Below are 18,708 nucleotides of genomic sequence, written 5' to 3'. Positions count from 1 at the left end.
TGTGAGCTCGAAAACAACAAGGCCCGGATTGTACCGGGCCTTGGCGAAAACATCAGCCTTGCGACTAACTCTCGATCAGGCTCTCACGAGCCTCATACGCCAGGCGTACCGGGGCGAACGAACGCCGGTGAATCGGCGTTGGTCCCAGGCGGGCCAGGGCTTCCAGATGAACGGGGGTCGGGTAGCCTTTGTGGCCGCCAATGCCGTAACCCGGGTAAATCAATTCGAAAGCAGCCATTTCACGGTCGCGGCTGACCTTGGCCAGGATCGATGCCGCTGCAATCGCAGGCACCTTGCCGTCGCCCTGCACCACCGCTTCGGCGCGCATGGACAATTTCGGGCAGCGATTGCCATCGATCATCGCCAGCTTGGGCTGGATGTGCAGGCCCTCGATGGCGCGCTGCATTGCCAGCATGGTGGCGTGAAGAATGTTCAGCTCGTCGATTTCCTCGACTTCGGCCCGGGCAATGCACCAGCTCAGAGCCTTTTCGCAGATTTCATCGTAGAGTTTTTCGCGACGGGCCTCGGTGAGCTTCTTCGAGTCGTTAAGGCCGAGGATCGGACGGTTCGGATCGAGGATTACCGCAGCCGTCACCACGGCCCCGCAGAGCGGACCGCGACCGACTTCATCGACGCCGGCAACCAGTTCTTCGACTTCTGCGACCAAGGTGAAATCCAGTCCCATCTGCATGCTTGTCTTGCTCATTGTACTTGGCCAATCAGTTTCAGCACGGCATCTGCCGCCTGGTTGGAGGCGTCCAGACGCAAGGTCCGGTGAATTTCGTCGAAGCCGCGGGTTTGCTCTTCCCCGCCTTCGATCAGGGGGGACAAGGTCTGGGCCAGGGCTTCGACCGTCGCATCATCCTGGAGCAATTCCGGCACCAGCAGGCGCTGGGCCAGCAGGTTAGGCAAAGACACATAGGGGCTTTTGACCATGCGCTTGAGAATCCAGAACGTCAGCGGTGCCAGGCGATAGGCCACCACCATGGGCCGTTTGTACAACAACGCTTCAAGCGTAGCCGTTCCGGACGCGATCAACACCGCGTTGCAGGCGGCCAGTGCAAGATGGGATTGACCATCGAGCAGCGTCAGGGGCAAATCCCGCCCGGCCAGCATCGCTTCCAGCTGGGCCCGACGCTGCGGGCTGGCGCACGGCATGACAAATCGCACACCCGGACGCATGGCGCGCAGGCGCTGGGCAGTATCGAGGAACAGCTCGCCAAGACGCCCGACTTCACCGCCACGACTGCCCGGCATCAGCGCAACCAGAGGGCCGTCCGGCAAGCCGAGCTCGGCCCGCGCGGCGGCGCGATCGGCCTCAAGCGGAATCGCATCGGCCAGGGAGTGCCCGACAAAACGCACCGGCACGCCCTTCTCTTCATAGAATTTGGCTTCGAACGGGAACAGCGTGAGCATCAGGTCACAGCCTTCGCGAATCTTTAGCACGCGCTTCTGACGCCAGGCCCAGACCGAAGGGCTGACGTAGTGCACGGTCTTGATCCCGGCCTGACGCAGCTTGAGTTCGATATTGAGGTTGAAATCCGGGGCATCGATGCCGATGAACACATCCGGTTTCTCGGCGATGAGATCGCCGACCAGCTTCTTGCGCCGGGCCAGCAGCTCACGCAGACGGCCCAGCACTTCCACCAGGCCCATGACCGACAGGCGTTCCATGGGGAAGTAGGAAACGAGACCCTCGGCCTCCATCAACGGCCCGCCGACGCCAATGAACTCTACCGCCGGGTGCTGAACCTTGAGCGCGCGCATGAGACCCGCGCCCAGAATGTCACCGGAAGCCTCACCCGCTACCAGCGCGATACGCAAGTTAGCCATGATTAACGGGTTATGCCGCGGGTCGAAGACTGGATCGAGTCACGGAACACTGCGACTTCCGGGAACTGCGCCGAGGCCTCGCCCAGTTCGGTCAGTGCCTGCTCGACCGTCAGGCCCTGGCGGTACACGACCTTGTAGGCGCGACGCAGGGCATGAATGGCTTCTTCACTGAAACCGCGGCGGCGCATGCCTTCGAAGTTCATGCTGCGGGCTTCGGCCGGGTTGCCGAACACCGTGACGTACGCCGGGACGTCCTTGCCAATGGCGGTGCCCATGCCGGAAAAGCTGTGGGCGCCGATATGGCAATACTGATGCACCAGGGTGAAGCCGGACAGGATCGCCCAGTCCTCCACATGCACATGCCCCGCCAGCGCGGTGTTGTTGACCAGGATGCAGTGGTTGCCGATGACACTGTCGTGGCCGATATGGGCATAGGCCATGATCAGGTTGTGATCACCCAGGGTCGTTTCCGAACGGTCCTGAACAGTCCCACGGTGAATCGTCACGCCTTCGCGAATGACGTTGTGGTCGCCGATCACCAGGCGAGTTTCTTCGCCCTTGTATTTCAGGTCCGGCGTGTCTTCGCCTACTGAGGAAAACTGGTAGATGCGATTGTGTTTACCAATGCGGGTCGGGCCCTTGAGAATCACATGCGGCCCGATCACTGTCCCCTCGCCGATTTCCACACCAGCGCCGACGATCGACCAAGGGCCGACCTCGACGTCGTCGGCCAGTACGGCCGTCGGATCGATGATTGCGCGAGGGTCAATCAAACTCATAGTTTGCGTTCCGCGCAGATGATTTCAGCGGAGCACACTGGCTTGCCGTCCACCGAAGCCTGGCACTCGAACTTCCAGATCTGACGCTTGCAGCTCAGGAACTTGGCTTCAAGGATCAACTGATCGCCCGGCAGCACTGGCTGGCGGAAGCGCAGTTTGTCCGAACCGACGAAGTAGTAGAGGGTGCCGTCGGCTGGTTTCACGTCGAGCATTTTGAAACCAAGGATCCCGGCAGCCTGAGCCATTGCTTCAATGATCAGTACGCCCGGCATGATTGGGTGCGCCGGGAAGTGACCGTTGAAGAACGGTTCGTTGATGCTGACATTCTTGTAGGCGCGAATGCGCTTGCCTTCCACATCCAGATCCACGACCCGGTCCACCAGCAGGAACGGGTAACGGTGAGGCAGGTATTCGCGAATCTCGTTGATGTCCATCATTTCGGGGGGAAGCCTATGTAAAGATTGGGAGCGCGCGACTAAAAGCGCACCCCTCTAGCAAATCAAGGAGGCAGTCTAGCGGCTGTGCACACTTGATATGGAAATGGTATCAGCCATCTGATGAAGCATTACCGTCAGGGGTCACTTCCCCTGCACGCTTTTCCAGCTGACGCAAACGCCGCGCGATGTCATCGAGCTGACGGATGCGTGCCGCGCTTTTGCGCCACTCGGCTGCCGGCTGCATCGCCGTACCGGAAGAATAGGCACCCTTTTCGGTAATCGAATGGGTCACCATGGTCATCCCGGTGATGAAAACGTTGTCGCAAATTTCGATATGCCCCACCAGCCCCACGCCACCGGCGAGCATGCAATGCTTGCCGATCTTGGTGCTGCCGGAGATCCCCACGCACGCCGCCATGGCGGTGTGATCGCCAATTTGTACGTTGTGGGCGATCTGAATCTGGTTGTCGAGCTTCACGCCATTGCCAAGTACCGTATCGGCGAGCGCACCACGGTCGATCGCGGTATTGACCCCGATCTCGACGTCATCACCGACCAGCACACCGCCGATCTGGGCGATCTTCTGCCAAACGCCTTTCTCGTTGGCGAAACCAAAACCTTCGCCGCCCAGCACTGCGCCCGACTGAATCACGACCCGTTTGCCAATGCGAACGTCGTGGTACAGCGTCACTCGCGGTGCCAACCAGCCACCTTCGCCGATTTCGCTGCGCGCCCCGATGAAGCAATGTGCGCCAACCGTCACGCCGGCGGCAATACGCGCCGCACTTTCGATCACCGCGAATGCACCGATGCTCGCTGCCGGGTCAACCACAGCATCGGCAGCGATGACGGCGGTCGGATGAATGCCGGCAGGCGCCTTCGGCTTGGGATCGAACAGATGGGAAATCCGCGCGTAGGTCAGGTACGGATCCGGCACCACCAGTACGTTACCGGCAAACCCGTCCGCATCTGCGGCTTTGAGCAACAACGCTGCAGCCCGGCAATCAGCCAGGTACTTGCGATACTGAGGGTTTGCCAGAAAGCTCAACTGAGCTGGGCCAGCCTCTTGCAAAGTGGCTAGCCCAGTAATTTCTTTCTCCGGGTCGCCACGCAGGGTGGCGCCGAGGAACTCGGCCAATTGGCCGAGCTTCATAGTCGCTGTCATGGATTACTTCAGCTGATTCATGCGCTCGATAACCTGGCGAGTGATGTCGTACTGAGGTTTGACATCGATCACTGCGCCACGCTCGAAGACCAGGTCAAAAGCACCTTTCTTGATGACTTCTTCCACAGCGCTGTCCAGTTTTGGCTTGAGCTGCTTCAGCATTTCACGGTCAGCAACGGCTTTGGCTTCGTTCAGCTCCTTGGACTGGAACTGGAAATCACGGGCCTTTTGCTTGAACTCAAGCTCCAGGCGCTCACGCTCGCCTTGCTGCATCTTGTCGCCACCGGCCATCAGGCGGTCCTGAATGCCCTTGGCACTGCTTTCCAGGGTCTTGAGCTTGGACAGCTGAGGACCGAACTTCTTCTCGGCATCCACGGCGTACTTCTTGGCCGCGTCAGATTCGAGCAAGGCCATCTGATAGTTCAGGACCGCGATTTTCATGTCGGCAAAAGCCGGACCTGCGACCAGTACGGTTGCCAGGAGAACCAATTGAGTCAACTTACGCACGATGCACTCCTACAAAATCCATTGTCGTTATCTTGGGTCAGACGCTTAGAACGTCTGGCCGAGGGAGAATTGGAACACTTGAGTCTCAGCATCATCCGGTTTCTTCACTGGCATGGCCAAAGCGAAGCTCAACGGACCCAGTGCGGTGACCCAGGTCACACCGACACCGACGGAACTGGCCATGTTGCTCAGGCTGATGTCGTTGCACTTGGTGCGGGACTCCGAGCCGTCAGCATTGGTAGTGTCCTTGCACTGCGAGTCGAACACGTTACCCACGTCCCAGAAGACCGAAGTCCGCAGGGAGCGTTGATCCTTGACGAACGGCAGTGGGAACAGCAGTTCCACGCCGCCCTGGATCAGGACGTTACCACCGAACGGCAGTGGATCCTGGTCCGGATCTTCTGCGGTACCCGGGTTGGTGCCACGACTTGGCGTACTGCGAGGACCCAGGGTGCTGTCCTTGAAGCCACGAACCGAGTTGAAACCACCAGCATAGTAGTTTTCATAGAATGGCAAGCCATCGGTCGAACCGTAACCGTCGCCATAACCCAATTCAGTGTGCAGGCGCATGGTGTAGTTCTCGCTCAGCGGCTGGAACAACTGGCCACGGTAGTCGAGCTTGAAGAACGACAGGTCGCTGCCCGGCGTAGTGGTTTCCAGGGTCAGGCTCTGGGAACGACCACGGGTAGCCAGCACGCCCTTGTTCAGGGTCGACTCGGACCAGCCGGCCGACGCCTTGAAGTTCAGGTACTTGTCACCCTCCTTGTCCACGAAGTCGAAAATTTCATCAACGGTGTAGACACCGGTCTTGATCGTGTCCTGCTGTGCGGTCAGGCCGAAGGTCAGGCGCGACGTCTCGCTGATCGGGTAACCCACGCTCACGCCGGCACCCAGGCTGTCTACCGCATAGCTGGCGATATCAGTTTCGAGATTGTCATAGTCGGTCGTGCGGTAGAAAGCGTTGTAACCCAGGCTCACGCCATCAGCAGTCCAGTACGGGTCGACATAACCGAAGTTATAGCGGCTCTGGTATTCACTGCGGGTCAGGCCGATGCTGACCTTGTTACCGGTACCCAGGAAGTTGTTCTGGGTGATCGAGCCGCCGAGGATCAAACCGGCACTCTGGGCGAAACCGACACTGGCGGTGATGGAACCGGAGGCCTGCTCTTCCACGCTGTAGTTCACGTCCACCTGATCGTCGACGCCCGGTACTGCTGGCGTTTCAACGTTGACTTCCTTGAAGAAGCCCAGGCGTTCAAGACGGGTCTTGGACTGGTCGATCAGGTAGGTCGAAGCCCAGCCACCTTCCATCTGGCGCATTTCACGACGCAGCACTTCGTCTTCGGACTTGGTGTTGCCACGGAAGTTGATGCGGTTGACGTAGGCGCGCTTGCCCGGGTCCACGGCGAAGGTGATGTCGACCGTGTGGTCGTCATCGTGCGGCTGAGGCACACCGTTGACGTTGGCGAATGTGTAGCCTTCGTTACCCAGGCGGCGAGTGATCAGTTCCGACGTAGTGGTCATCAGCTTGCGCGAGAACACCTGGCCTTTCTGCACCAGCAGCAGGGATTTGACCTGGTCTTCAGGGACTTTCAGATCGCCGCTCAGCTTGACGTCACGAACGGTGTATTTCTCGCCTTCGTTGACGTTGACGGTGATGTAGACGTGCTTCTTGTCCGGGGTGATCGACACCTGGGTCGAAGCGATGTCCATGTTGATGTAGCCACGGTCCAGGTAGTAGGAACGCAGACGCTCCAGGTCACCGGACAGCTTTTCACGGGCGTACTTGTCATCGTTCTTGAAGAACGACAACCAGTTGGTGGTCTTGAGTTCGAACAGGTCGATCAGGTCTTCGTCAGGGAAGACGGTGTTACCCACCACGTTGATGTGCTGGATAGCAGCAACCGTGCCCTCGTTGATATTGACCTTCAGCGCGACGCGGTTGCGCGGCTGCGACACCACTTCGGTGTCGACGGTTGCGGAGTAGCGACCCTGAGCGACGTACTGGCGCTGCAGTTCGTTACGAACACCCTCAAGGGTGGCGCGCTGGAAGATTTCACCTTCGGCCAGACCGGACTGTTTAAGGCCCTTCATCAGGTCTTCAGTGGAAATCGCCTTGTTACCTTCGATTTCGATACTGGCGACCGACGGACGCTCGACTACCGTGATGACCAGGACGTTGCCATCGCGGCCCAGCTGGATATCTTGAAAGAAACCGGTTTTGAACAACGCACGAGTGGATTCCACCAGGCGACGATCGTCAGCCTGCTCGCCGACGTTCAACGGCAAGGCACCAAAGACACTACCCGCGGAGACCCGCTGGAGGCCATTGACGCGAATATCAGAGATAGTGAAGGACTCGGCGTGAACTTCGGCGATCATCAATACGGTGAGAACCGCAGTTAGCAGCAGACGTTTCATGAAGTCCTTTCTTATTCCAACTGGCAATAAACAAACTGCCGCAAAATGCGGCAGATTCGCAATTCAGCGAAGTGTTACAGACGGCCCAAATCATTGACCAGGGCAAGTAACATCACCCCGACCACCAAACTGATACCGATCTGTATCCCCCAACCCTGCACCCGATCCGACAAGGGGCGACCACGCACCCACTCGATCAGATAAAACAACAAATGCCCCCCATCCAGTACTGGAATGGGCAACAAATTCAGAACGCCCAGGCTAATACTCAGATAAGCAAGGAAATTCAGGAAATCAGCGACACCCGACTGGGCAGAAGCGCCCGCCACTTTAGCAATGGTTATCGGTCCACTCAAGTTTTTTACCGAGAGCTCGCCGAACAACATTTTCTTGAGCGAATCGAGGGTCAGAATGCTCATGGTCCAGGTACGTCGAGCCCCTTCCCCGATTGCCGCGACCGGACCGTAACTGATCTCGCGAATCATCTCTGGTGGCCAATCGACTGCTTTTACCCCGGCCCCCAGGTATCCGCTGGGCGCCTTGCTCTCGCCGCGAGCTGCCAGGGTCACTGGAACGTCGATTGGAGCCCCATCACGCTCGACCCGCAACACGATCTTGCTGTCAGGGCGCAGGCGAACCGTATCCACCACTTGTTGCCAGTCGTCGAGGGCCTTGCCATCGAGGGCCAGCAAACGGTCGCCCGTCTTCAGGCCGGCAGCCTGTGCCGGGCCTTTCGGGTCGAGTTCGGCCAACACCGGCGGCAGAGCCGGGCGCCACGGTCGAATGCCCAGCGAACGAATCGGATCGGGCTCATCTGCGCCTTTGAGCCACTTATCCAGCACCAGCTCGCGCGGGGTATCGCTGGTGGAACCCGGATCCCGTACAACCAGCTGCAACGCGCCGCTTTCGCCCAACCTGCGAACCAGCTGCAGGTTAACCGCGGCCCAGCCGGAAGTCGGCTCGCCATCTATTGCAACAATTTCCTGGCCCGCCGTCAGCCCGGCCTTGGCCGCGATGCTGGCGGGCTCGACACCACCGATGACCGGGCGCACCTGGTCGCTGCCCAGCATGGCGAGCACCCAGAAGAAAAACATCGCCAGCAGGAAGTTGGCGATCGGGCCCGCGGACACGATGGCGATACGCTGGCGTACGGACTTGCGATTGAAAGACTGATCCAGCTGATCGACCGGCACTTCGCCTTCGCGCTCGTCCAGCATCTTCACGTAGCCGCCCAACGGAATGGCGGCGACCACGAACTCGGTACCCTGCCTGTCGTGCCAACGCAGCAACGGCATGCCGAAGCCTACGGAGAAACGCAGCACTTTAACCCCACAGCGACGCGCGACCCAGAAATGGCCGAACTCGTGGAAGGTGACCAGCACGCCCAACGCAATCAGGGTGCCGACAATCATGTAAAGCGCGCTCATCTATTCTCTCCGCAATCCTATCCAGTGCTGCATGGGCTTGCGCATTGCAACACGTGTCAGCGCCCGTGGCGACTCAGCCATTGCCCGGCCAGTTCACGAGCCTTGGCGTCTGCCGTAAATACGGCATCGAGATCCTCCACCGCAACCACCGGCTCAAGATTCAACACTTGTTCGATAATACTCGCGATTTCCAGATAACGAATCCTTCCGTCGAGAAACGCGGCTACCGCCACCTCATTTGCTGCATTGAGCATGGCCGGTGCACTGTTGCCGGCCTCGGCCGCCTGACGCGCCAGGCGCAGGCAGGGGAAACGCTCCTCATCAGGCGCCTGGAAGTCCAGGCGAGCGATCGCGAACAGGTCCAGCGGCGCCACACCCGAGTCAATGCGCTCCGGCCAGGCCAGGGCGTTGGCGATCGGCGTACGCATATCGGGATTGCCCAACTGCGCCAACACCGAACCGTCTATGTAATCGACCAGGGAATGTATGACACTTTGCGAGTGGATCACCACCTCGACCTGGGACGGCTTGGCGTCGAACAGCCAGCAGGCTTCGATCAGCTCAAGCCCCTTGTTCATCATGCTGGCCGAATCGACCGAAATCTTGCGCCCCATGGACCAGTTAGGATGAGCGCAGGCCTGCTCTGGCGTCACGTGTTGAAGCTCAGCCAGCGGCGTCTGGCGGAACGGACCACCGGAGGCCGTGAGCAAAATACGACGAACCCCGACCGAACCCAGGCCCTGGGCGAAATCCCGCGGCATGCATTGGAAGATCGCATTGTGCTCACTGTCGATTGGCAACAGTACCGAGCCGCTCTTGCGCACCGCCTGCATGAACAAGGCGCCGGACATTACCAGCGCTTCCTTGTTAGCCAGCAGGATCTTTTTGCCGGCCTCGACCGCCGCCAGGGTCGGGCGCAAGCCTGCCGCTCCGACGATGGCAGCCATCACCGCATCCACTTGCGGATCGGCTGCGACCTGGCACAAGCCCTCTTCGCCGACCAATACCTGCGTCGACAGGCCGGCCGCGCGCAACTCTTCCTGCAGGCGTCGACCGGCGTTGACTTCAGGCACCACGGCAAACCTTGGCGCATGGCGCACACACAAGGCCAGCAGCTCGCTCAGACGAGTGAACCCGCTGAGGGCAAACACCTGGAAGCGATCCGGGTGCCGGGCAATGACGTCAAGGGTGCTCAGGCCAATCGAGCCCGTAGCCCCCAGCACGGTAATCTGCTGTGGGCGACTCACGGTGCCGCCATCCACAACAGCACCGCAAACACCGGGATGGCCGCGGTCAGGCTGTCGATCCGATCCAGCACCCCACCGTGACCTGGCAGCAGGTTACTGCTGTCCTTGATCCCGGACTGGCGCTTGAACATGCTCTCAGTGAGGTCGCCCACCACCGAGATGAATACGATCACCGCCGCACCGATCAAGCCCTTGAGCAGTTCTGCAACCGTCCAGTCGCGAACCAGCCCGACGAAAAACGTAATGACCAGCGCCAGCGCCAGGCCGCCGTAGACCCCTTCCCAGCTCTTGCCAGGACTGACCTGCGGCGCCAACTTGCGCTTGCCAAAGGCTCGACCGGAGAAATAAGCCCCGATATCCGCGCCCCACACCAGCACCATCACCGCCATGATCAGCCAGTTGCCCAGAGGCTCCTGCTTGATCAGGATCAGGCCTTGCCAGGCCGGAAGGAGAACCAGCAGGCCGATCACCAGCTTGCAGGCGGCGCTCGACCAATGACCGCTCGAACGCGGGTACGTCAGCACCAAATAGGTTGCAACGCCCCACCACAGCACCGCAGCGCCCAGGACCCAAGGCGCGAGCCCGGGCAATATATGCATGAAAAACAGCATAACCGCGACGGCCAGCGCGTAGCCGACACGAACTGGCTGGGCGGTAAAGCCCGCCAGGCGAGCCCACTCCCATGCGCCCAGGGTTACGACCAGGCCAATGAACAGCGCAAAGCCGGAGCCTTCCAGCAGGAAAAAGCCGCAAAGGGCGATCGGCAGCAGGATCAGTGCAGTGATGATTCGTTGTTTAAGCATTAAGCCCGGGCTCCAGCTTCGACCTGCTCGCTCGTTTTACCGAAGCGGCGCTGGCGCGAAGCGAAATCGGCCAGCGCTTTGCGCATGGCGTCGTGTTTGAAGTCCGGCCAGAACAGGTCGGAGAAGTACAATTCGGCGTAAGCCAGCTGCCACAGCAGGAAGTTGCTGATGCGGTGCTCGCCACCGGTGCGGATGCACAGGTCCGGCAGCGGCAGGTCACCCGTCGACAGACAGGTCTGCAGCAGCTCCGGCGTGATGTCCTCCGGACGCAGATGCCCGGCCTGGACTTCACGAGCCAGGCGTTGCGCGGCTTGAGCGATGTCCCACTGACCACCGTAATTGGCGGCGATCTGCAAGACCAGGCGATTGGCGCCCACCGTCATGGCTTCAGCCTCGCGCATGGCGGCCTGGAGTTCGGGATGGAAGCGCGAACGGTCGCCAATGATGCGCAAACTGATGTTGTTGTCGTTCAGGCGCTTGGCCTCGCGACGCAGCGCCTTGAAGAACAACTCCATCAAGGCACTGACCTCATCGGCCGGGCGCTGCCAGTTTTCGCTGGAGAACGCGAACAGGGTCAATACCTCGACCCCGGCCTCGGCACACACCTCGATCACGGCACGCACCGCATCGACGCCGGCCTTATGACCGGCGACACCGGGCAAAAAGCGCTTTTTCGCCCAGCGGTTGTTACCATCCATGATAATCGCGACATGGCGCGGCACCGCGAAGGGCGCAGTCTGCTTAGTCTTTTCCATGAAAACGCGACCCTTATACGGCCATCAGGTCCGCTTCTTTCTGCTTGGTCGCAGCGTCGATATCCGCCTCAGCCTTGTCGGTGAGCTTCTGGATATCGGCAGCGGCACGACGTTCTTCGTCTTCGCTGATTTCCTTGTCCTTCACCAGCTTCTTCAGGTCGCCAAGCGCATCGCGACGAATGTTGCGCACGGCAACACGAGCGTCTTCCGCAGCACTGCGAGCCTGCTTGGTGAAGCCCTTGCGGGTTTCCTCGGTCAGTGCCGGCATGGAGATCAGCAGCAGCTCGCCCAGGTTGGTCGGATTGAGGTTCAAACCGGCGCTCTGGATGGCCTTGTCGACTGCGGCGAGCATGTTGCGCTCGAACGCCACGACCTGCAGGGTACGGGAGTCTTTGACGGTCACGTTGGCGACGCCGCTCAACGGGGTGTCGGTACCGTAGTAAGGCACCATCACGCTGCCCAGAATGCTCGGGTGAGCCTTGCCGGTACGAATCTGTCCAAACGCGTGGGACAGAGACTCCAGGGATTTCTGCATGCGCGCTTGAGCGTCTTTCTTGATTTCGTTGATCATTGTTGGCCTTCCTCGATCAGGGTCCCTTCAGCGCCGCCATGCACGATATTCAGCAGGGCGCCGGGCTTGTTCATGTTAAAGACGCGCAATGGCATCTTGTGGTCGCGGCACAGGCAAATGGCTGTCAGATCCATTACACCCAGCTTGCGATCCAGCACTTCATCGTAAGTCAGATGATCGAACTTCTCGGCATGCGGGTCTTTGAATGGGTCGGCAGTGTAGACGCCATCGACCTTGGTCGCCTTGAGCACGACATCGGCATCGATTTCGATAGCACGCAAGCATGCCGCCGAATCCGTGGTAAAGAACGGATTGCCGGTACCGGCCGCGAAAATAACCACTTCCTTGGCGTTCAGGTGGCGCATGGCCTTGCGACGATCATAATGATCAGTCACACCTACCATGGAAATAGCCGACATCACGATGGCCGAGATATTGGCACGTTCCAGCGCGTCGCGCATGGCCAAGGCGTTCATCACAGTGGCCAGCATGCCCATGTGGTCGCCAGTTACCCGATCCATGCCGGCTGCGCTCAGCGCTGCACCGCGGAACAGGTTGCCACCGCCGATCACCAGACCGACCTGCACACCGATGCCAACCAGCTGGCCGACTTCCAGTGCCATGCGATCCAGAACTTTCGGATCGATCCCGAACTCTTCCGAGCCCATCAGGGCCTCGCCGCTAAGCTTGAGTAGAATGCGTTTATAGCGAGCCTGATAACCACTGCCCTGCTGAGCCATTGCGAATCTCTCCTGCGGCGTATTTTAAAAATTCTTTGCGAGCTGTTTACAGCTGGCGTTCACTCTAGCTTGGCGCTGCTTCAGCGCCATCGGAACATGGCTTTGTAAGCCAGTTCCAAAGGGAAACCAATTAAAAATTTGGCCCCCCATCTGAAAAGAGGCTGCGCGCGTGAGCGGGCAGCCTCTTCAGGGCGACAGTTGAAAACTGTCTTATTGCTTGGCGGCGGCCAGCTGGGCAGCAACTTCTTCAGCGAAGTTGTCGACCGGCTTCTCGATGCCTTCGCCTACCTTGAAGTAGGTGAAGGAAACGATTTCAGCACCGGCTTTCTTGGCCAGTTCGCCAACCTTGATTTCAGGGTTCTTGACGAACGCCTGCTCAACCAGGCTCGCTTCAGCCAGGAACTTGCTGATACGGCCTTTGACCATGTTTTCAACAATGTTCTCCGGCTTGCCGGCGATCTTGTCAGCGTTCAGGGTCAGGAACACGCCCTTCTCACGCTCTACCGCTTCAGCCGAAACTTCCGATGGCAGCAGGAATTCAGGGTTGGTCGCAGCTACGTGCATCGCGATGTCTTTAGCCAGCTCAACGTCGCCGCCTTTCAGAACAACCGCAACACCGATTTTGTTGCCGTGCAGGTAGCCACCAACAACATCACCTTCAACGCGAGCCAGGCGACGGATGTTGACGTTTTCGCCAACCTTGCCGACCAGTACCAGGCGATCAGCTTCTTGAGCTTCGATCAGCGGAGCAACGTCAGTCAGTTTGTCAGCGAACGCTTTTTCAACGCTGGATGCGACAAATGCCTTGAAGTCGTCCTGCAAAGCCAGGAAGTCGGTCTGCGAGTTCACTTCCAGCAGAACGGCGGACTTACCGTCTTCTTTCAGAGCGATAGCGCCTTCAGCAGCTACGTTGCCTGCTTTCTTGGCAGCCTTGATGGCGCCCGAAGCACGCATGTCATCAATGGCTTTTTCGATGTCGCCGCCGGCCTTGGTCAAGGCCTTTTTGCAATCCATCATGCCTTCGCCGGTGCGCTCGCGCAGTTCTTTGACCAACGCTGCAGTAATCTCTGCCATTTCAAAATCCTCTTGGATAGGTTTTCAACCATTCCACCCGAGCAAACGGGCGTTCAATTCTTCCCGAAGCCTTATTTGATAGCGGCTGCACATTACAAGGCTGCAACTGCGCTGCACACAAATGGTTTTCGAGGTGGCAAAAAGGGGGCCAAGCCCCCTTTTTGCTTACTGAGTCAACGCCAAGGCGTCAATTACTCAGCTGCAGCTACCGGAGCTTCTTCAACGAACTGCTCGGTACCACCAGCAACGTGGTTGCGGCCACGGATTACAGCGTCAGCCATCGAACCCATGTACAGCTGGATAGCGCGGATTGCGTCATCGTTGCCTGGGATGATGTAGTCAACGCCTTCCGGGCTGCTGTTGGTATCGACTACGCCGATAACCGGGATACCCAGCTTGTTGGCTTCGGTGATCGCGATGCGCTCGTGATCAACGTCGATAACGAACAGAGCGTCTGGCAGACCGCCCATGTCCTTGATACCACCCAGGGAACGATCGAGCTTCTCAAGATCGCGAGTGCGCATCAGCGCTTCTTTCTTGGTCAGCTTGGCGAAAGTACCGTCTTCGGCTTGCACTTCAAGGTCACGCAGACGCTTGATGGAAGCACGGATGGTTTTGAAGTTGGTCAGCATGCCGCCCAACCAGCGGTGATCGACGTACGGCGAACCGCAACGTGCTGCTTCTTCAGCAACGATCTTGCCAGCGGAACGCTTGGTGCCGACGAACAGAATCTTGTTTTTGCCCTGGGCCAGGCGCTCTACGAAAGTCAGAGCTTCGTTGAACATTGGCAGGGTTTTTTCAAGGTTGATAATGTGAATCTTGTTACGCGCGCCGAAAATGTACTTACCCATTTTCGGGTTCCAGTAACGGGTCTGGTGACCGAAGTGCACACCGGCCTTCAGCATATCGCGCATGTTGACTTGGGACATGATAGTTCCTTAATAAGTCGGGTTTGGCCTCCACGTATCCCAATGACCAACCAGCAGCATCAGCTGAAGGCACCCAGGTCATCGTGTCGACACGTGTGTGGATTTAAGCCTTTCGGGGTATCCCCGGAAAGCGGCGCATTTTATACCATAAGACTCGCAAAAACGGAACCCGGATTCTCAATTCCTGACGCACGCCTTTATCCGCGCCCTTGGAATCCCCCTGGAATGCGCCCATCTATATGAGGAAGCAATGCACAGAGCCTCAGATTTGCACTGATCGTCTGGTAGAATCGCGTTTTTCAGGGCGGCGAAGATCGTTTGCGCACCGCCCATCTTGACTTAGTGAAGCGCCATCGAGCGCAGAGAGAGCCTGTATGACCGTCAACCTCAAGACACCAGAGGACATCGCAAAAATGCGTGTCGCCGGCAAACTGGCCGCCGATGTGCTGGAAATGATCGCCGAACATGTCAAACCGGGTGTCACCACCGAAGAACTGGACCGCATTTGCCATGACTACATCGTCAATGTGCAACAGGCCATTCCTGCGCCGCTGAATTATAAAGGCTACCCGAAGTCAATCTGCACCTCGATCAACCATGTGGTCTGCCATGGCATTCCCAACGAGAAACCATTGAAGAATGGCGACACGTTGAACATCGACGTGACCGTGATCAAGGACGGCTATCACGGCGACACCAGCCGCATGTTCCACGTCGGCACCGTACCGGTCTGGGCCGAGCGTTTGTCCCAGGTCACCCAGGAATGCATGTACAAGGCTATCGAAATCGTCAAACCGGGCTGCCGCCTGGGCGACATTGGCGAAGTGATCCAGAAGCACGCTGAAAAGAACGGTTTTTCGGTGGTTCGCGAGTTCTGCGGCCACGGCATCGGCAAAGTGTTTCACGAAGAGCCGCAGATCCTGCACTACGGTCGTGCCGGCACCGGCATGGAGCTCAAGGCGGGCATGACCTTCACCATTGAGCCTATGATCAACCAGGGCAAGGCCGACACCAAGGTGCTGGGCGACGGCTGGACTGCCATTACCAAGGACCGCAAGCTCTCCGCGCAATGGGAACACACCCTGGTCGTGACCGAGACTGGCTACGAGATTTTCACCCTGCGCGCCGATGACACCATCCCTCGCGTTTCGGCCTGATTCAACCCGCGCAGCTCCCCGTCCATAGAAAGGAAAGCCAATCGATGCCGCAGGTGGATCCAGAACTCTTCGACCGCGGCCAGTTCCAGGCTGAACTGGCCCTGAAGGCGAGCCCCATTGCCGCCTTCAAGAAGGCCATTCGCCAGGCCCGCGAAGTGCTCGACGGGCGCTTTCGCAGCGGCCGCGACATTCGGCGCCTGATCGAGGATCGCGCCTGGTTCGTCGATAACATCCTGCAAAAGGCCTGGGAACAATTCGACTGGAGCGAAGACGCCGACATCGCACTGGTGGCGGTCGGCGGCTACGGTCGCGGCGAGCTGCACCCTTATTCCGACATCGACCTGCTGGTCCTGCTGGACAGCGCCGATCACGAAGTTTTCCGCGATTCCATCGAGCGCTTTCTTACGCTGCTGTGGGACATTGGCCTGGAAGTCGGCCAAAGCGTTCGCTCGGTGGACGAATGCGCCATTGAAGCCCGCGCCGATCTGACGGTTGTCACCAACCTGATGGAAAGCCGCACCATCAGTGGCCCCGAGCGTCTTCGCCAGCGCATGCTCGACGTCACCAGCACCGCGCACATGTGGCCCAGCAAAGACTTCTTCCTGGCCAAGCGCGCTGAACAGAAGGCCCGCCACCACAAGTACAACGACACCGAATACAACCTGGAACCCAACGTCAAAGGCTCGCCCGGCGGCCTGCGGGACATCCAGACGATTCTGTGGGTGGCCCGGCGCGAGTACGGCACCTTGAACCTGCGGGCGCTGGCAGGCGAAGGCTTCCTGGTTGAAAGCGAAAATGCCCTGCTGGCCTCGTCCCAGGAGTTCCTGTGGAAGGTGCGCTACGCCCTGCACATGCTCGCCGGTCGCTCCGAAGACCGCCTGCTGTTCGATCACCAGCGCACGATTGCCGGGCTGCTGGGTTTTGAAGGCGATGATGCCAAGCAAGCCATCGAAAACTTCATGCAGCAGTACTACCGGGTGGTCATGAGCATCGCCCAGCTCAGCGACCTGATCATCCAGCATTTCGAGGAAGTCATCCTCGCCCCGGATGACGAAGCGCCGCCACAGCCGATCAACTCGCGGTTCCAGTTGCACGACGGCTACATCGAGGCGCGCAACGATAACGTGTTCCGCCGCACCCCGTTCGCCATGCTGGAAATCTTTGTTTTGATGGCCCAGCAGCCGGAAATCAAGGGCGTGCGCGCCGATACCATTCGCCTGCTGCGCGAGCACCGTCACCTGATCGACGATGAGTTTCGCAACGACATTCGCAACACCAGCCTGTTCATCGAGCTGTTCAAGTGCAAGATCGGCATTCATCGCAACCTGCGCCGAATGAACCGCTACGGCATCCTCGGGCGCTACCTGCCTGAGTTCGGCTTTATCGTCGGGCAAATGCAGCACGACCTGTTCCACATCTATACGGTCGACGCCCACACCCTGAATCTGATCAAGCACTTGCGTAAGCTGCAGTACACCCAGGTGTCAGAGAAATTCCCGCTGGCCAGCAAGCTCATGGCCAAGCTGCCCAAACCTGAATTGATCTACCTGGCCGGCCTGTATCACGATATCGGCAAAGGCCGGCACGGCGACCACTCGGAAATCGGCGCAGTCGATGCCGAGGCGTTCTGCCAGCGCCACCAGTTGCCGGTGTGGGACAGCCGCCTGATCGTCTGGCTGGTGCAGAATCACCTGGTGATGTCGACCACTGCCCAGCGCAAGGACCTGTCGGACCCGCAAGTGATCCATGACTTCGCGCAGATCATCGGAGACGAAACCCATCTCGACTATCTATACGTGCTGACCGTGGCGGACATCAACGCCACCAACCCGACGCTGTGGAACTCCTGGCGCGCCAGCCTGCTGCGCCAGCTCTACACCGAGACCAAGCGGGCCCTGCGCCGCGGCCTGGAAAACCCGGTGGACCGCGAGGAGCAGATTCGCCAGACCCAAAGTGCTGCCCTGGACATCCTGGTACGCGGCGGGACCGATCCGGACGACGTCGAGCAGCTATGGGCGCAACTGGGGGATGACTACTTCCTGCGCCACACCGCTGGCGACGTGGCCTGGCACAGCGACGCGATCCTCCAGCAGCCGGCTGACGGCGGGCCACTGGTGCTGATCAAGGAAACCACACAGCGCGAATTCGAGGGCGGTACCCAGATCTTCATCTATGCCCCCGACCAGCACGACTTTTTTGCCGTGACCGTGGCGGCAATGGACCAGCTCAACCTGAACATCCACGACGCAAGGGTCATCACCTCGAGCAGCCAGTTCACCCTCGACACCTACATCGTGCTCGATACAGATGGCGACTCGATTGGCGACAACCCGACCCGGGTCAAGCAGATCCGCGAAGGCCTGACCGAGGCGCTGCGCAACCCGGACGACTACCCGACCATCATTCAGCGCCGGGTACCGCGCCAGCTCAAGCATTTCGCGTTCGCGCCCCAGGTGACGATCCACAACGACGCCCAGCGCCCGGTGACTGTGCTGGAACTCAGCGCCCCGGACCGCCCGGGCCTGCTGGCACGCATCGGGACCATCTTCCTTGAGTTCGACCTGTCATTGCAGAACGCGAAAATCGCCACCCTGGGCGAGCGCGTGGAAGACGTGTTCTTCATCACCGATGCGAACAATCAGCCTTTGTCCGACCCGTTGCTGTGCAGCCGCTTGCAGGATGCGATCGTCGAGCAATTGACCGTCAACCAGGAATCCGAAATAAAGCTGTCGCGACTCACTATCTGAATTATCCCCCCCTGTGGGAGCGAGCCTGCTCGCGATGGCGTCCGTCCATTCAACATCGCCAATGACTGACACAACGCTATCGCGAGCAGGCTCACTCCTACATTGAATGAGGCCCC

At 59.2% G+C, this 18,708-nt stretch carries 17 protein-coding genes; 2 read left to right on the top strand and 15 right to left on the bottom strand.

All coding sequences use genetic code 11. The annotated features are described in order from the left end of the window. Positions 1–64: 64 nt before the first annotated feature. The 15 genes from rnhB to rpsB all read right to left on the bottom strand — a co-directional run bounded on the left by rnhB (position 65) and on the right by rpsB (position 14,688). A complete protein-coding gene (gene rnhB / locus UB23_RS15230) occupies positions 65–691 on the bottom strand; it encodes a ribonuclease HII (protein WP_045060138.1) in 627 nt (208 codons plus the stop codon). A gap of 11 nt (positions 692–702) precedes the next feature. Next, the gene (gene lpxB / locus UB23_RS15225) at positions 703–1,833 is read right to left on the bottom strand and encodes a lipid-A-disaccharide synthase (RefSeq protein WP_045060137.1); all 1,131 of its coding nucleotides are present in this window, start codon (positions 1,831–1,833) and stop codon (positions 703–705) included. Between the two features lie 2 nt (positions 1,834–1,835). Further along, entirely contained in the window at positions 1,836–2,612 is a 777-nt protein-coding gene (gene lpxA / locus UB23_RS15220) for an acyl-ACP--UDP-N-acetylglucosamine O-acyltransferase (RefSeq protein WP_045060136.1), read from the bottom strand. Next, a complete protein-coding gene (fabZ, locus tag UB23_RS15215; protein ID WP_007907157.1) occupies positions 2,609–3,049 on the bottom strand; it encodes a 3-hydroxyacyl-ACP dehydratase FabZ in 441 nt (146 codons plus the stop codon). The genes lpxA and fabZ overlap by 4 nt, the downstream gene beginning before the upstream one ends. A gap of 109 nt (positions 3,050–3,158) precedes the next feature. Beyond that, positions 3,159–4,214: a UDP-3-O-(3-hydroxymyristoyl)glucosamine N-acyltransferase gene (gene lpxD, locus UB23_RS15210; protein WP_045060135.1), complete on the bottom strand. Its 1,056-nt coding sequence runs from the start codon at positions 4,212–4,214 to the stop codon at positions 3,159–3,161. A 3-nt stretch (positions 4,215–4,217) separates the two neighbouring features. Further along, a complete protein-coding gene (locus UB23_RS15205; protein ID WP_010462812.1) occupies positions 4,218–4,721 on the bottom strand; it encodes an OmpH family outer membrane protein in 504 nt (167 codons plus the stop codon). A gap of 45 nt (positions 4,722–4,766) precedes the next feature. Next, a complete protein-coding gene (gene bamA, locus UB23_RS15200) occupies positions 4,767–7,142 on the bottom strand; it encodes an outer membrane protein assembly factor BamA (RefSeq protein ID WP_045060134.1) in 2,376 nt (791 codons plus the stop codon). Positions 7,143–7,216: 74 nt separating this feature from the next. After that, the gene (gene rseP / locus UB23_RS15195; RefSeq protein WP_045060133.1) at positions 7,217–8,569 is read right to left on the bottom strand and encodes a sigma E protease regulator RseP; all 1,353 of its coding nucleotides are present in this window, start codon (positions 8,567–8,569) and stop codon (positions 7,217–7,219) included. A 56-nt stretch (positions 8,570–8,625) separates the two neighbouring features. Continuing rightward, complete coding sequence (gene ispC / locus UB23_RS15190) at positions 8,626–9,816, bottom strand: 1-deoxy-D-xylulose-5-phosphate reductoisomerase (protein WP_045060153.1); 1,191 nt, start codon at positions 9,814–9,816, stop codon at positions 8,626–8,628. Beyond that, positions 9,813–10,619 (bottom strand): phosphatidate cytidylyltransferase, encoded by an 807-nt coding sequence (locus UB23_RS15185; protein ID WP_045060132.1) that lies wholly within the window; start codon positions 10,617–10,619, stop codon positions 9,813–9,815. The genes ispC and UB23_RS15185 overlap by 4 nt, the downstream gene beginning before the upstream one ends. Beyond that, positions 10,619–11,374: a polyprenyl diphosphate synthase gene (gene uppS / locus UB23_RS15180; protein WP_045060131.1), complete on the bottom strand. Its 756-nt coding sequence runs from the start codon at positions 11,372–11,374 to the stop codon at positions 10,619–10,621. Before uppS ends, UB23_RS15185 begins: the two co-directional genes overlap by 1 nt. A gap of 13 nt (positions 11,375–11,387) precedes the next feature. After that, on the bottom strand, positions 11,388–11,945 hold the full coding sequence (gene frr, locus UB23_RS15175; protein WP_045060130.1) for a ribosome recycling factor: 558 nt from the start codon (positions 11,943–11,945) through the stop codon (positions 11,388–11,390). Beyond that, a complete protein-coding gene (gene pyrH, locus UB23_RS15170; RefSeq protein ID WP_003172271.1) occupies positions 11,942–12,685 on the bottom strand; it encodes a UMP kinase in 744 nt (247 codons plus the stop codon). Before pyrH ends, frr begins: the two co-directional genes overlap by 4 nt. Positions 12,686–12,895: 210 nt before the next feature. Further along, on the bottom strand, positions 12,896–13,759 hold the full coding sequence (tsf, locus tag UB23_RS15165) for a translation elongation factor Ts (RefSeq protein ID WP_028622556.1): 864 nt from the start codon (positions 13,757–13,759) through the stop codon (positions 12,896–12,898). A gap of 191 nt (positions 13,760–13,950) precedes the next feature. Further along, positions 13,951–14,688: a 30S ribosomal protein S2 gene (gene rpsB, locus UB23_RS15160; protein WP_003219330.1), complete on the bottom strand. Its 738-nt coding sequence runs from the start codon at positions 14,686–14,688 to the stop codon at positions 13,951–13,953. Positions 14,689–15,062: 374 nt separating this feature from the next. Here rpsB and map point away from each other — a divergent pair, with 374 nt between their 5' ends. Both map and UB23_RS15150 read left to right on the top strand, forming a co-directional pair. Continuing rightward, positions 15,063–15,845: a type I methionyl aminopeptidase gene (map, locus tag UB23_RS15155; protein WP_045060129.1), complete on the top strand. Its 783-nt coding sequence runs from the start codon at positions 15,063–15,065 to the stop codon at positions 15,843–15,845. A 44-nt stretch (positions 15,846–15,889) separates the two neighbouring features. Continuing rightward, entirely contained in the window at positions 15,890–18,592 is a 2,703-nt protein-coding gene (locus tag UB23_RS15150) for a [protein-PII] uridylyltransferase (protein ID WP_045060128.1), read from the top strand. The last annotated feature ends 116 nt before the right edge of the window (positions 18,593–18,708 follow it).

It is taken from the genome of Pseudomonas sp. ES3-33, from assembly GCF_000952175.1.
Lineage (GTDB): Bacteria > Pseudomonadota > Gammaproteobacteria > Pseudomonadales > Pseudomonadaceae > Aquipseudomonas > Aquipseudomonas gregormendelii.
The sequence above is the reverse complement of the archived record's forward strand: the minus strand, read 5'-3'. Positions and strand labels throughout refer to the sequence as shown.

Excerpts from the sequence above, each read along its gene's own strand:
- rnhB (WP_045060138.1), bottom strand. The coding sequence starts at position 691 with ATGCAGATGGGACTGGATTTCACCTTGGTCGCAGAAGTCGAAGAACTG.
- lpxB (WP_045060137.1), bottom strand. The coding sequence starts at position 1,833 with ATGGCTAACTTGCGTATCGCGCTGGTAGCGGGTGAGGCTTCCGGTGAC.
- lpxA (WP_045060136.1), bottom strand. The coding sequence starts at position 2,612 with ATGAGTTTGATTGACCCTCGCGCAATCATCGATCCGACGGCCGTACTG.
- fabZ (WP_007907157.1), bottom strand. The coding sequence starts at position 3,049 with ATGATGGACATCAACGAGATTCGCGAATACCTGCCTCACCGTTACCCG.
- lpxD (WP_045060135.1), bottom strand. The coding sequence starts at position 4,214 with ATGACAGCGACTATGAAGCTCGGCCAATTGGCCGAGTTCCTCGGCGCC.
- bamA (WP_045060134.1), bottom strand. The coding sequence starts at position 7,142 with ATGAAACGTCTGCTGCTAACTGCGGTTCTCACCGTATTGATGATCGCC.
- rseP (WP_045060133.1), bottom strand. The coding sequence starts at position 8,569 with ATGAGCGCGCTTTACATGATTGTCGGCACCCTGATTGCGTTGGGCGTG.
- UB23_RS15185 (WP_045060132.1), bottom strand. The coding sequence starts at position 10,619 with ATGCTTAAACAACGAATCATCACTGCACTGATCCTGCTGCCGATCGCC.
- uppS (WP_045060131.1), bottom strand. The coding sequence starts at position 11,374 with ATGGAAAAGACTAAGCAGACTGCGCCCTTCGCGGTGCCGCGCCATGTC.
- frr (WP_045060130.1), bottom strand. The coding sequence starts at position 11,945 with ATGATCAACGAAATCAAGAAAGACGCTCAAGCGCGCATGCAGAAATCC.
- pyrH (WP_003172271.1), bottom strand. The coding sequence starts at position 12,685 with ATGGCTCAGCAGGGCAGTGGTTATCAGGCTCGCTATAAACGCATTCTA.
- tsf (WP_028622556.1), bottom strand. The coding sequence starts at position 13,759 with ATGGCAGAGATTACTGCAGCGTTGGTCAAAGAACTGCGCGAGCGCACC.
- rpsB (WP_003219330.1), bottom strand. The coding sequence starts at position 14,688 with ATGTCCCAAGTCAACATGCGCGATATGCTGAAGGCCGGTGTGCACTTC.
- map (WP_045060129.1), top strand. The coding sequence starts at position 15,063 with ATGACCGTCAACCTCAAGACACCAGAGGACATCGCAAAAATGCGTGTC.
- UB23_RS15150 (WP_045060128.1), top strand. The coding sequence starts at position 15,890 with ATGCCGCAGGTGGATCCAGAACTCTTCGACCGCGGCCAGTTCCAGGCT.